We start from the raw sequence: 13,878 nt of genomic DNA, 5'->3' as shown, positions 1-13,878 counted from the left end.
GTTCAAACTAAAGTAGCCCCTCTTTAGTTTACCTTTATTTATCGCCGTTTTCCTCTTTTGGTTTCCGTATATATTCCTGAAATTCCCCAAGGCTACAGCTTGCCCAGGTTTGACCAAAAGAATCGAGGACAGAAATAACTTCACCGCGGCAAAGCTGCCCGGTATGGCTCCGATAAGCAAAGCGTTCTTCAGAAAGCAGTCGGGGGCACTTCCTGCTCATTTTGTTCACATATCCGCGCCGTCCGGTTGCACGAAAAAAAATGGTTTGATCATCAAGAACCTGAGTATCGCGAATCTGAGAATAAGACACACATTTGCGCATTTTACCCGTAGGCTGATAACGCTCATTCAGTTTGGCCACGCGTTCTGCCGTCAATTTTTCCTGCCGAGATTGTTTCTTATCATCGGCTGCATGAACAGCGCCGATAAGCATCACTCCCAGAGCAAATATAAAAATTGAAGACAAGGCTCTCATCACAGATCCCAACACAGTTAACAAACCTAACCTAGCGATGTAGCATTAATATTGGCTGAACAGCGGTTCATACCAATTTATCCATTTCCTGCTGCATGCGTAATCTCAGGTCTGCCCCCAAGTTTGCTAGGGCAATCTGCTCACTTTTCCCAACGGTTTCAAGCTTATCATCAAAAGCAAGGCCGTGAACTTGCGCAATCTGTAGTAAATAGGCAACAAACGCATCTGCCCGTGCTCGAATGATCCACTGAAATGGTTTTGTTGGTGCACCCTGTTCGGAACAAGCCGTAGAAAACTCAGCCACCAGGTGCGGTAGAAGTGCATCGCCGATTGTTTTCAAACCAATACAGAAAGCCTCAAACGGTGGCAGCTCATCAAGCCCTTCCACCCGCGGCATATCTTGCTGGCACGATGCAATAGCTTCCAGTTCTTCCACCATTTCCTGCAATTTGGCATCAAGGCGTCTTGCAATTTCATCAGCAACCGATTGTTCTGCAGGTGATAGAATCGAGCGACCGGAAGCCTCCAAACCACGCAGGCTTGCGCTCAAAAAATCAATTATCGACGCTTGTTCTATCATGCCATCACTTTCTATTTGCCATAGTTCTATAGCCATATGTGGGGATTTCAGCAAGGAAATGCAGCGCTTTAGGCCGATCTGTCACAGAGAGTTTAAAAAAAATGCACTTTTTTCATTTTTGCGATTGATTATTAATATCATGCGTGTTTATATGATTTTGCAAGCGACGCAATCAAGGGAGCTGAACTTGCACGCCGGACCTGACAGCGGCGTTAATACCATAGGTGGGTTCCTGTTGGCCCTGGAAATCCCACCGCTCTCCTTTTGTTTTCCTAAGGCAAAAGACAAGGCCGCTTCCACGCCATGGGAAGCGGCCTTTTACTTTATCGTATCACTTAGAAGCGAGGCTATACCTCGCTTCCATCATTCTTTAATTCAGAGATTTAACAATCTCTTCCACCATCTTCTTCGCATCTGCAAAGAGCATCATGGTGTTATCCCGGAAGAAAAGCTCGTTATCCACACCAGCATAACCGCTTCCCATAGAACGCTTCACAAACAGAACAGTCCCTGCTTTTTCCACATCCAGAATTGGCATGCCGTAGATGGCGGATTGAGGATCGGTTTTCGCGGCCGGGTTGGTTACATCGTTTGCACCAATCACGAACGCAACATCTGCGCCAGCGAACTCGCTGTTGATATCCTCAAGCTCAAACACCTCGTCATACGGTACGTTGGCTTCAGCCAGCAGCACGTTCATATGCCCCGGCATCCGACCCGCCACAGGATGGATGGCATAAGAAACCTTCACGCCTTCCGCCTTCAGCATATCAACCATTTCTTTGAGAGCATGCTGTGCCTGCGCTACCGCCATACCGTAACCCGGCACAATGATAACCTTACCAGCGTTCTTCATAATGAAGGCTGCATCATCAGCGGACCCTTGTTTCACAGGGCGCTGTTCACCGCCACCTACGGCAGCAGCCGCGCCGTCGTCAGCACCAAAACCACCAAGGATCACAGAGATAAAGCTGCGGTTCATGCCTTTACACATAATGTAAGAAAGGATGGCACCGGACGAGCCCACAAGAGCACCCGTTACGATAAGCGCTGTGTTTTGCAGCGTGAAGCCAATACCAGCTGCAGCCCAGCCAGAATATGAATTCAGCATGGAAACCACCACTGGCATATCAGCACCGCCAATTGGGATAATCAGCAGGAAGCCAATAACAAAGCTTGCCGCAATGATATACCACATCAGCATGCCACCACCGGATGCTGCGCCACTGCTCATAGCAAAGGCTGCAATCATACCAATAATACCAAGGCCAAGTACCGCATTAATCACATGGCGGCCCGGTAACATAATCGGCGCACCAGACATAAGGCCCTGAAGTTTCGCAAACGCGATAATAGAACCAGAGAAAGTAATTGCGCCAATGGCTGCACCAAGGGACATTTCAATCCGGCTGGCCATGAAAATCTGGCCAAGGCTATCGGTAATACCGAACGACACAGGGTTAAGAAACGCGGCGGCAGCCACAAGAACTGCAGCCAAGCCAACAAGGCTATGGAACGCTGCTACAAGCTGGGGCATTGCTGTCATGGCAATACGGCGAGCGATGATAAAGCCAATCACACCACCAACCGCAATGGAACCAATGATCCAATCATAGGAAACCACCTCTGGGTTCAACACCGTGGTAATAATGGCAATCGCCATACCAATCATACCGTAGGTGTTACCCTTGCGGCTTGTCTCCGGGCTTGAAAGCCCGCGAAGCGACAGGATGAAAAGAACAGCAGCAACAAGATATGCAACGGCTGTTAAATCAGCATGTAACTGGTTCATTTGTCACCTCCCTTACCTTCGGAAGGTTTCTTCTTTTTATACATGGCAAGCATGCGCTGGGTAACAGCAAAGCCGCCAAAGATGTTTACCGCCGCAAGCGCAATAGCGATTGAGCCAAGAATTTTGGAAAGTGTCATGCCCTCAGGGCCAGCGGCGATAAGCGCACCCACAATAATTACACTGGATATTGCATTTGTTACCGCCATCAACGGCGTGTGGAGAGCCGGAGTTACGGACCACACAACATAGTAGCCCACAAAAATAGCCATCACAAAAACAGTGAATTGCTGAATGAATGGATTTACGAGAATTTCATGCATGTTATGAAGCCTCCTGAAGACGTTCGCTTACCACTGCACCATCTTTGGTGATCAGCGATTCAGCAACAACTTCATCTTCAAAATCAATTTCAAGTGCACCTTCTTTCACATGAGGTGTGATATAGTGCACAAGGTTACGGGCATAAAGCGCGGACGCATCTGTGGCGAGGCGAGACGGCACATTAAGGTGCCCGACAATTTTCACACCGTGGGCTTCCACGATCTCACCGGGTTTCGATAAGGCACAGTTACCGCCCATTTCCACCGCGAGATCAACAATCACACTGCCCGGCTTCATGGTTTTAAGCATTTCTTCTGTGATAAGCTTCGGTGCCGGACGCCCGGGGATAAGCGCTGTGGTAATTGCGATATCCTGCTTTGCCAGCGTTTCAGCGATGAGTGCAGCCTGCTTGGCTTTATAGTCATCACTCATTTCCTTCGCATAGCCACCAGATGTTTCAGCGGCTGCGGTTTCTTCATCTTCAACCATCACGAAAGTACCGCCAAGGCTTTCAACTTGTTCCTTGGCAGCTGGGCGCACGTCTGTCGCACTTACAACGGCACCAAGGCGTTTTGCTGTAGCAATCGCCTGAAGGCCTGCAACACCTGCGCCCATCACCATTACCTTGGCTGGGGCAACTGTACCTGCAGCCGTCATCATCATGGGGAATGCACGGCTAAATTCAGCAGCTGCATCAAGCACCGCTTTATAGCCCGCGAGGTTTGACTGAGATGACAGCACATCCATGGACTGCGCCCTCGTGATACGCGGTACAAATTCCATCGCAACTGCCATCAAACCCGCATCTGCATATGCTTTCACGCGATCTTTTTCAACGAACGGGTTCAAGACAGCAAGCTGCAACGCGCCTTTTTTGGCTTTTGCCGCATCATCTGCTTCTATGCCTTGAACAGAAAAAATAACATCAGCGCCATCAAGAGCTGATCCGATATCAGCAGAAATGGTGGCGCCAGCTTCTTTAAATGCATCATCAGGGATTGATGCTGATTGGCCTGCCCCGGCTTCAACATGAACATCGAAGCCAAGACCTTTGAGTTTTTTAATCGTCTCAGGAGTTGCTGCAACACGCTTTTCAGCCTCTCGCTTCTCCCGAACAACCGCTAACTTCATTGGGTTTTCTCCAAAATAAACGGTTAATATCAATCAATTAAAGGCTCTCCGGCTCCAGCATTAGTTATTACTGATTATATGCCCCCTCTGACGGGCCTTCAGCGCCTTGCACTAGTAGGTAATGCAAATACCTAATTGAGCAACATAATTTCATAAACAAGGGTGTCATCTTATCAAAAAAAACACATCACTGTGATCGACTTGCACGATTACATGCTATTTTACGCTACGTCACAAACGCTTACACATTAATACAATAAGATGTTTGTTTACCATGTCCTGAAATGATACACCTTGAATATTCTTTTTATTTGGGGGCTTTATGCTGGGTAAACGTGTTTTAATTGTTGAAGATGAGCTCACTCAACTTGCGCTTCTTGAAGGGGTTATTACCCGCGCGGGCTATGATGTGGAAAAAGCTATGTCTGGCAGCGAAGCCATCAAACGCCTCAACACGAGCCCTGCACCACACATTGATATAATGCTGCTTGATCTGGTGATGCCGGGGAAAAGCGGTATTGAAGTACTTGGTGAAATCAGGCCGAAATTCCCCAATTTGCCAGTGATTATGCTAACGGCACACTCCTCTATTAATACAGTAGTGGACGCTATGCGAGCAGGCGCCAATGATTTCATCGTAAAGCCTGCCAGCGCTGAGCGTATTCGTTCAGCTATGGAAGCGTCTCTGAAAACCACGGCACTCGTTGGTGAAATCGGCCCTATGCAGGAAAGTATCGGCCCACTTTCTTTTGATAATTTGGTAGGCGACAGCCCAGCTATGCAGCGGGCAACAAAGCTTGCTCAAAAGGCAGCCAAAGCAAGTATTCCTGTACTTATCGAAGGGGAATCTGGAGTTGGTAAAGAAGTGTTTGCTCGTGCTATTCATGATGCGAGCGACAGATCCGGCAAACCATTTGTTGCCGTAAACTGTGGCGCTATCCCTGAAAATTTGGTGGAAAGTATCTTGTTCGGGCACGAAAAAGGAGCTTTCACCGGCGCGACCGAAAAACGTCTTGGTAAATTCCAGGAAGCAAACGGCGGCACTCTGTTTCTTGATGAAGTTGGTGAACTGCCCCTTGATATTCAGGTGAAACTTCTCCGCGCTTTACAGGAAAAGGAGATTGACCCTGTTGGTGGAAAACAATCCATTAAGGTAGACATAAGAGTTGTTTCGGCAACGAACCGAAACTTGGTTGAACGCATCAGTGAAGGCGCGTTCAGAGAAGATCTTTTCTACCGGTTGAATGTTTACCCCATTCTGCTGCCCCCACTTCGGGAACGTAAAAGCGATATCCCGGCCCTTACAGACCATTTCCTCGAGAAGATTTCTTCCATGGAAGGGCTCGACCAACGCAGAATTTCTGCAACGGCTCTGGCCGCGGTTTCAGCCTATGATTGGCCGGGCAACATCAGGCAACTTCAAAATATGTTGTTCCGCGCGGTCATCTTGTCTGAAGGTGATGTGCTTACCCCAGATGATTTCCCGTCTCTGTTTGCTGATACACAACAAAACTACGTTCCTGAAGTGAATATAGCCCAGGCTGCACATTATGCACCTGCGCAGCAAATAATTCCACAATCAGGTCAAACTGGCGCCACACTTTTCCTTCACACAGAAGATGGACATATGAAGTCCCTTGAGGAACTGGAAGCAGCAATTATTGCAGCAGCGCTTGAGCGTTATGACGGACGTATGGCTGAAATTGCGAGGCGCCTGAAAATTGGGCGCTCCACCTTATACCGCAAGGTTGCTGAATACGGTTTAGACAAGTGAGAATGATGTGACAGACACACATAAAATTACCACGCTGGAAGAATTACAAACCCTGTACGGCCAGCCAGCACAAGCATCACTTGATAAAGAAACCGATCACTTAACGGATACATACCAAAAGTGGCTGGAGCATGCACCCTTTTATGCTTTTGCCAGTCAGGGCGATGATTTTCTGGATTGTTCTCCTCGCGGGGATAAGCAAGGTGAGCTTTTTAAAATAGCTGATCCCAAAACTATCATGCTACCTGATCGGCGAGGCAACAACCGCATTGATACGCTCAGGAATATTATTGAAAACCCGAATGTCGCTTTACTTTTCCTTATCCCCGGTGTTGGCGAAACACTGCGTATTAAAGGTAATGCAACCATCACAACTGACCCAAAGTTGCTGGAAAGCTTCAGCGAGAATGGCAAACCACCAAAAACTGTTATCATCGTGAAAATCGACAAGGTATATTTTCAGTGTGCGCGAGCTATTAAACGCTCAGCTCTCTGGGAAAAGGTACCTGAAGATAATCTTGATACTGTTCCAACCGCTGGTCAGATGATAAAAGCCGCTGATCAAAGTTTTGATGCAGAAAGTTATGACGCCATTTTGCCTAAACGGCAGGCGGAAACACTCTATTAATAGCGCACAGAAAACTTAGGGGAAGCTCATTATATGATTGGTGTATTTGATTCAGGTTCCGGCGGTATCACAGTTCTTGATGCACTTACCAAACGCCTGCCTGATCAGAATTTCCTCTATCTTGGCGATCATGCCAACGCACCTTACGGCCACCGTACAAGCGAACAGATTGTGGAGATGACCAAAACTTCTGTCGATTACCTTATGAAGGAAGGTTGCTCGCTTGTACTGCTTGCATGTAATACAGCCGCCGCGGTTGCGCTCCGTACGCTCCAACAAAACTGGCTCGAAACCGCTTACCCGGGCAACCGTATCCTCGGCGTACTTGTGCCAATGGTTGAAGCTCTCACCGGTGTGCCGTGGTCACAGGAACGCCCTCATGCAGATGATAACAGGAATCATCGCATCACCCTTTTTGCCACGCGTAAAACCATTGAAAGCGGCGCTTATGTAGAAGAAGTGCTAAAGCGCGCACCACAAATCCAGCTAACAGGAAAAGCCTGCCCAGGCTTAGTAGACGCTATCGAAGGCGGCGCTGGCGACGCCCCTCTTTCCGGCCTTATATCCGGTTTTGTATCTGAAACCCTTGAAACTAACCCTGATGCTGTGGTGCTGGGCTGCACACATTTCCCGCTGGTGAAGCATTATTTTGAAACTGCACTACCAGATCATGTTTCACTCTATAGCCAGCCAGAAATTGTCGCAGATTCTCTCGCGGATTACTTAAAACGACACCCACATTTCCACAGCAAAGGCCAAGGCAATATTCGCCTACTTACAACAGGGGATCCAAAAGCCGTGAATAAGACCAACCTGTTCTTGCCCAATCACTTGAATCAATTTCATCAAGCGAAACTGAACATATAAAAAAAGCCACTCTCCATTTCTGAAAAGTGGCTTTTTTAAATTATAACAAATAACAAAGATTATTCTTCGTCACCCGCGCCTTCATTAGCTTCGCCAACACCAGTACCAGCTGGTTCAGGGCGCATGCCGCCTTCAATAGCGTGCATATAAACATCTAGAAGCGCTTCTTGTTCCTGGCGGTCCGCCTGATCCATCTTGCGCAGTGAAATTACTTTACGCATGATTTTCACATCGAAGCCAACAGCCTTAGCGCCTGCGTAAACTTCCTTGATATCTTCTGCGATACCTTTTTTCTCTTCTTCCAGACGCTCATTAGTGATAACATCATATAGATTTATATAACTAAATCAATATCTTATTTAATAAATCGGACTTATTAAACCTGTGATGTAGTTCTTATCTGTGATGAGAACTACATCACAGGTAGTCCATGCAATAGTGTATCAGTATCGTTTTGAAAGAACGTGCAAGCACATTACCCAGAAGGGTATAACACTGTTTTATTCATCGTAGAAATTAGAGTATTAAGCCTGACTATCTCTTCTTCTTTTTCAATCAACTGCTGTCGTAGCTGACGGTTTTCAATATCTTTAATGTTTTGCTGTTCAACAGCCAACAATAACGCATCTTTTGCTGCAGCAAGTTCTGTTTGTTCATTTTTCGTTAGGATTGCCTTTGAAGGCCTCTGGTTCTTTTGCAACCATGCATCGACGACAGCTCTAGTTAACTTGTGCGATGGATTTTTTAGCGTAGTTTCTTTAACATTAGCTGCTCTTAGTAGAGATGCCTTTGTTATTCGTTCTTTACCCTCATTGCCATGCACACCAGCTTCTTTTTTAGAATGTTTAATAGCTGTAAATATAGCAAGTATGATCTCATATTTTTTTTTTGTAGAAAAACCAGCATTATCAGGAATAATGATCTGGAAATCTATTAAGCCCATTTTTTCCTTTTCAGTTAGTTCATGGGTACGTAACTCCAATTCTTCCCATGCGGAAATCGTTATTCTAGTCACTATCACAGTTCCATTTCTTTTATTTGATCGTAAAATCTCATTACACGCTTATCGTGTTCATACTTGGCTTTAACATCAGCAAATCTACTGAACTGTGTTTCAAGTTGAGCTTTTTGAAAAACACGAGAGTTAATGTCAGTGTTTCTGTCGATTTCTAACAAAAGAAGTTCAATACTTTGTATAACATCATCACGGGCAGCAGCCATTTCGTATCGATGGCTACAGTTCACCGAACATGCCGAGACATTCGGGTATCCGCCCGTTTTAGAGCACTCGCCAACCTGATTTAGAAGTTTAGTACATATCACATTTGGTCTAACTAGGTGCATAGAAGATGAGGCAGCCGCTAATATTTCTATAGCTTCCTCCATAGTATCTACGCCCAACTCATTTTTACCGTGACGTACCAACACTGCGTTTATTGTACTATCTATCTTGCTATTTGCTGGACCACTAGCTTGTTTATTGGTCGTAATCATTTCTTCCGCCATTAGATATCTTACTTCGTTAGTAATTTTATCAATGTCTCCCGATAGGCCTTTATTAGAAAGTGCATATCCAACACTTTCGCTATAATCATGATGACCAAAAATTTTTTGTAAAATTGCAGGGCCTGACGTAACCGCCAAGCTAATAATTCTCGCAAAGGAATAGCGGAAGCGATGACCATGAATAGACCCTGCAACGTGACTAGCCATTGTCTTTTCTGCATATTTTATGTTTTTGCTAAATGTCGAAAAAAATGAAGTAAAGTTCTTTACCTTTTGACTATCTGCTCGACCGGGAAAAAAGAGAGAGTCTTGATACTCGTTCCCGGAATATTCCTCAAATGCCACTTTCAACTTTCTTTGACGTTCTAAAACATCCATCACGACATCTGCCGCCGGCCATAAATGATCTACCGAAGTATCTTTATGTTTTTCTATTTGTCCCCGTATGATAGGTGTACCAGCATAGGTATCTAAAAGATTATCAAACGATAGATTAAGCAATTCTGATCGTCTAGCCCCCAGTGAAATATTCAAGATGACTACATTGCATGCTTGTATAATACGAAATAAAGTTAACACCTCCCCCTTAAGGTTCAATCGCAATTGTTTTTTCCAATTGACCTTACTATTTGTCGTTGTCAAATTTAGCTCAATTGGCCATTCGTTAATTTCTTGCAAAGCCAGAAGGCCCTCAGATATTTTTTTATACCTATTCTTTTCAGATGACGTTTCTAACTCTACACGCTTAACCGCAGATAGCATTGACAGAGCCTTTTCCGTCAAATTTTTGGAAACCCAAGAGGCTACCCACCCCATAATTGCCAGCTCATCATTCTCATAGGGCTGATAGCTAACGGAATTGCTTTCATCACAGACAATGGCTTGACCTTGTCTTTCTAACTCATAGCCAATTTTATCTTCTGGGAAGTCATCTAAACGGCCTACGGCGTTTATTGCTATCAATCTGCTTACAATTGAACGGCCACCATAGCCGTGAAAGTACTTTAAGAAGGAATGATAACCTAAGTCCCTCAATACATATTCATTGTGAATTCCGCTTTGATGTATCTTTGAAATTACAGTAATAAATGTACGGCACATCCTCGCCCAAGTTGCATACTTCAAGGCATGAGTACGGCTTCCATTTCTTACTTTAAAAAACTTCAACAAAATACAAATTGTCTTTGCACGAATGACAAATAGATCCCTGATGTTGTCCTCAGCTGGCAACAAGAACAGAGGGCCGAATTCTATCTTTCGCTCAGAATCAACAGTTAGGGACGAGCAATATTTCTTTGGGATTTCCCATGAATTATTTGAGAACGTTACATGTGGTAAAACTTGAAAATCGGGGCTAAATATCTCAGTTAAACCTTTAGTGGCATTCTGAAATACATAATCATAAATAGCTACATCATTGTCATCGGGGCGATCAAGCAGTGGTATCGAATACATAAACTTCCCCTCTTGAACATTGCTCCAATTTATCCTCCGCCATAATCATGAATTCAGTTTTTCTACTACCCCAATAAGCATCGACGGCAATTTCTATATTGGCCTTTTCATCCTGAAAATCTGACTCTTCAAATTCTATAACCGGCGTGGTGCTTTTTATGTAAAGTATTTCACCATATCTTTCAGCTAATCCCTGAAAACTATCCTCAAAGATCATACCTTTGTCACATAAGATACACCTTTGTATTGAACACCTTTTACCTTGAGAGATTTTTGATGCGATATTTTTAGGCTTATGTCCTTGGCGCCCGCATCCCATTCCAACACGCGTTCTTTCTCTATACTCAAACAGTCGACGCCTATCTTCTTCTTCTATATCTTTGATGTTCATTGCCACAAAAAGAAGTGTAGGATCGACAACCTTATTTTTTTCAATATCTCGCCATGTGAAGTTCAAAATCTTATGTGCTATTGATAGCGCTTCCTCCCGATGCCTATTTTGACGAATGTAATTAATCAAACTACTGGTGTTATTATGCTTTAGCGCTTGCTGGAGTATAAAAAAATTGCCACCACTCTTCGCAAAAACATAGGCTGCATAGCCGTCTCGAAAATCGCTTAATTTTAAAGGCCTAACACCATTTTCTTTTCTAACGTCCTTTACTTCAGTAGATACACCATGTTTTTGACAAACCTTCCTAAGCACCTTAGATAACTGACTGATACTATCTTCTAGACACCCTATCCTGCCTGTCTCAGCGCCATTGTGAGTTAATCGATAAAACAACCAAGGCGACTTCAACATTTTCTGCAATCTTTTACGTAAAGCATCTTCTTCGTCAGTACGTACCGTTTTCTCCAACAACTTTCCTAGGCGTATCCTCACCTCGTCCCTAAGGGGCTTGGTTACTTCAATCTGATATTTTAAGACTTGATAAGGGTGCCATGTTGGCTTCATCTGAGAACTGGTGATGATTTTTTTCTTCCCAGCTCGCCCTTTATATCCCCAAATAGAAGCCATATTGTCATCAGGATATTCAATAAAGCAGTTCTCTACCTCCATTGAAAAGGCAACTTCAGAGTTCCAGCCACTTTTCTGTAAAAAAAGGCAGAGATTGATACACGCTTCTTCAAAAGTCGGTAAAAACCACGAAACTCTAGACATAGGAGTTGGGTCGCTAAAACATGAGGGAGCCATATACCGATAAGAAGGATTACTCCATTCATTAGAATCTAAAAATCTTTTAAAAACAAGACTTTCATCTTCTATACTTCTATCGCAGAAGTCCTTGGTCGCATATGCAAATTGAGCTAAGAGATTCTCATACTCACTCTCTCGAAACGGATATTCTTTCGTTTTTTTCCGTTTTGTATTGACCCACCCCGAAACCCTTGGGTCAGGTATGCTCTTAGACAACAACTTTCTACCTTCAATCTTTGCCTGCTTATAGCATCTCATCTCTGAACGAAGTGCAAACCCAATTTTTCTAATATTATCGGGATCAATGTCAGCGTGTAGATCGCCTTTGATTCTAGGTATATTAGGCCACCATATATCATTTTGGCCTGGTTCAATACATCGCCTCGCAGCATTAATTGCCGAAGCTACCCAGCTGATTGTTGCACTTGCTGAGTTTTGACTAACAGGTTGCTCAAACAGCAACCAATCTTTGAAAAATTGCCCAACCTTATAATCAATATCCATGACCGAGTGAGGAATGGTAAGACCCAATTGTTCTAACCATCCAAGAAATCTCCAGAACCTCTTCAAGACATCAAGGCTTGCAAAAATCGAAGAAACAGTATTGTTCACTGTCAATATTTTTATAGCTGGAGCTAGCTCACCAATTAAACTAGGTATTGATGGGAAATCCTTCCCATCTCCTTCAGCAAATATACGTAGGTCTACTTTGGTCTTACAATCGAAACGATCATGCCACCAATGTAATGAATCCATGCTATCATTATTTGCAAAAAAATGAGATTTTGCAGCAGTATTGATACGGACAACACTTTGATTATGCTGTTTTTTTACAAGTCTAGGAATATTCAGCCCCCAATAGAAATTCCCGCCAATCCTCATTCATTTCATTAAGACTTGTATGATGAAATAACCATTCTAAATACACAAATGTAGTATCTATCGTGGAATGACCGAGCTGAGGGCGTATGCGCAGATTGATAAAATTGAATGCTGCGTCTACCAAAGTACCATATGGTAATTTCTCGTGAACCTTGAATTGCTCAGAAGTCATATGATCATAAAGCATCCTACATGCCCAATAATCGCGGCCTTTATGAGGTGATCGTAAGCCTGACGGCCTATCACAAGACTTCCAAGCTTCCCTTATCGTTTGAGGGCTCAATGGTTGACCAAAATCATCACCCAAAAACATTCTATCTTTGTCTTCTTTGTTATATTTCTTGCCTACCGCTAGGTTTCTGATTCGCCAACCATTTTTATAACTATACAATTTTTTTACTAAGTCTTGTGGGAAATAAACTTCTCTTGGCTTACCTTCCATAGCTTCATCCCCAATCGCCTTTTTACCCTTCGCCCCATACTTTATGGTAACCCTAAGACCTTTATCAGTATCGCATTCATCTGAAATAATATGTGTTGGAAGGTTCGCTATTTCGGAAACTCTCAAGCCTGTACGAATGACGGTATAACAAGCAAGAGCTTTACTTCTACCACACTTCTCTTCCACCATCTGCAGCCAATCTTGTACATTGGCAGCAGATGGTAGCGGGCCTAACTCTTTGGCTTTCCTTTGTGGATCAACTTTATTTATATGCGTGCGTCGGCTTTCATTTTCTTCAGTCCCAAGCTTCTTCAAGACATTAACACTTGAACGCAATCCTTGATCATGAGCCCAATTCAGAAAATCCAGTGCCATTTCGACACGCCGAGAAACAAAACTTCTGCTTAAAGCCCGCCCGGTACATGCAGAAATACTAGACATTTGAAAATTCTGAAATCCATGAATAACTCCATAATAATCAATTGTTTGCCATTGATATTTTTGCTTATTGCCATCCAACCACGAAAAAAAACTTTTTAAATCATAGGCGTATTCAACAATCGTCCTTTCGGCCAAAACTCGACCAGGAGCCTTTTTATTGATTTCACCAAGTGCCCGCTCCCGTAAAAACCAATTAGCTTCAGGAATGGTGGCATAGTTTGTGTCAACTATGATCGGAATATGGAATATGGACGTGTATCCTGCATTTTTCATACGTTGACTGTTTGGCTTAAAGACATACATGGTCAAAATATCCAACTAATGCTTATAGAGTAGAGTGGCTACATTGATGTTAATGGATCACATACAAACGCCTATAAATT

General features: G+C 43.9%; 13 protein-coding genes. 3 read left to right on the top strand and 10 right to left on the bottom strand.

The window, feature by feature from the left end; all coding sequences use genetic code 11:
- Window positions 1-34: 34 nt before the first annotated feature.
- The 5 genes from KFE96_RS05040 to KFE96_RS05020 all read right to left on the bottom strand — a co-directional run bounded on the left by KFE96_RS05040 (window position 35) and on the right by KFE96_RS05020 (window position 4,299).
- A complete protein-coding gene (locus tag KFE96_RS05040; protein ID WP_255834901.1) occupies window positions 35-466 on the bottom strand; it encodes a DUF6491 family protein in 432 nt (143 codons plus the stop codon).
- Window positions 467-542: 76 nt separating this feature from the next.
- Window positions 543-1,091 carry a hypothetical protein gene (locus tag KFE96_RS05035; RefSeq protein ID WP_255834900.1) on the bottom strand — a complete coding sequence of 183 codons (549 nt, stop codon included), beginning with the start codon at window positions 1,089-1,091 and terminating at the stop codon, window positions 543-545.
- Between the two features lie 334 nt (window positions 1,092-1,425).
- Window positions 1,426-2,847 (bottom strand): NAD(P)(+) transhydrogenase (Re/Si-specific) subunit beta, encoded by a 1,422-nt coding sequence (locus KFE96_RS05030; protein ID WP_255834899.1) that lies wholly within the window; start codon window positions 2,845-2,847, stop codon window positions 1,426-1,428.
- Window positions 2,844-3,167, bottom strand: coding sequence for an NAD(P) transhydrogenase subunit alpha (locus KFE96_RS05025; RefSeq protein WP_247015705.1), 324 nt, complete (start codon window positions 3,165-3,167; stop codon window positions 2,844-2,846). Before KFE96_RS05025 ends, KFE96_RS05030 begins: the two co-directional genes overlap by 4 nt.
- 1 nt (window position 3,168) lies before the next feature.
- On the bottom strand, window positions 3,169-4,299 hold the full coding sequence (locus KFE96_RS05020; protein ID WP_255834898.1) for a Re/Si-specific NAD(P)(+) transhydrogenase subunit alpha: 1,131 nt from the start codon (window positions 4,297-4,299) through the stop codon (window positions 3,169-3,171).
- 325 nt (window positions 4,300-4,624) lie between these two features.
- Here KFE96_RS05020 and KFE96_RS05015 point away from each other — a divergent pair, with 325 nt between their 5' ends.
- Genes KFE96_RS05015 through murI form a run of 3 tightly spaced genes read left to right on the top strand, consistent with a single transcriptional unit; the run spans window position 4,625 to window position 7,568 of the window.
- Window positions 4,625-6,073, top strand: coding sequence for a sigma-54-dependent transcriptional regulator (locus tag KFE96_RS05015; RefSeq protein ID WP_370650564.1), 1,449 nt, complete (start codon window positions 4,625-4,627; stop codon window positions 6,071-6,073).
- Between the two features lie 7 nt (window positions 6,074-6,080).
- A complete protein-coding gene (locus KFE96_RS05010) occupies window positions 6,081-6,701 on the top strand; it encodes a pyridoxamine 5'-phosphate oxidase family protein (RefSeq protein WP_255834896.1) in 621 nt (206 codons plus the stop codon).
- 33 nt (window positions 6,702-6,734) lie between these two features.
- The gene (gene murI, locus KFE96_RS05005) at window positions 6,735-7,568 is read left to right on the top strand and encodes a glutamate racemase (RefSeq protein ID WP_255834895.1); all 834 of its coding nucleotides are present in this window, start codon (window positions 6,735-6,737) and stop codon (window positions 7,566-7,568) included.
- Between the two features lie 59 nt (window positions 7,569-7,627).
- On the opposite strand, the gene KFE96_RS05000 is transcribed toward murI, so the two are convergent.
- The 5 genes from KFE96_RS05000 to KFE96_RS04980 form a co-directional block, all read right to left on the bottom strand.
- Window positions 7,628-7,873 (bottom strand): DUF2312 domain-containing protein, encoded by a 246-nt coding sequence (locus tag KFE96_RS05000; protein ID WP_255835591.1) that lies wholly within the window; start codon window positions 7,871-7,873, stop codon window positions 7,628-7,630.
- 170 nt (window positions 7,874-8,043) lie between these two features.
- Entirely contained in the window at window positions 8,044-8,583 is a 540-nt protein-coding gene (locus tag KFE96_RS04995) for a hypothetical protein (protein ID WP_255834894.1), read from the bottom strand.
- Window positions 8,584-8,585: 2 nt separating this feature from the next.
- Complete coding sequence (locus KFE96_RS04990) at window positions 8,586-10,529, bottom strand: tyrosine-type recombinase/integrase (protein WP_255834893.1); 1,944 nt, start codon at window positions 10,527-10,529, stop codon at window positions 8,586-8,588.
- Window positions 10,507-12,612, bottom strand: a complete 2,106-nt coding sequence (locus KFE96_RS04985; RefSeq protein WP_255834892.1) for a hypothetical protein — start codon at window positions 12,610-12,612, stop codon at window positions 10,507-10,509. The genes KFE96_RS04990 and KFE96_RS04985 overlap by 23 nt, the downstream gene beginning before the upstream one ends.
- Window positions 12,569-13,813: a site-specific integrase gene (locus tag KFE96_RS04980; RefSeq protein ID WP_255834891.1), complete on the bottom strand. Its 1,245-nt coding sequence runs from the start codon at window positions 13,811-13,813 to the stop codon at window positions 12,569-12,571. Before KFE96_RS04980 ends, KFE96_RS04985 begins: the two co-directional genes overlap by 44 nt.
- Window positions 13,814-13,878: the final 65 nt, after the last annotated feature.

Source organism: Kordiimonas sp. SCSIO 12603 (assembly GCF_024398035.1).
In the GTDB taxonomy this organism is placed as follows: Bacteria; Pseudomonadota; Alphaproteobacteria; order Sphingomonadales; family Kordiimonadaceae; genus Kordiimonas.
Note: the sequence above shows the minus strand (reverse complement) of the source record. Positions and strands in the feature narration are given on the sequence as shown.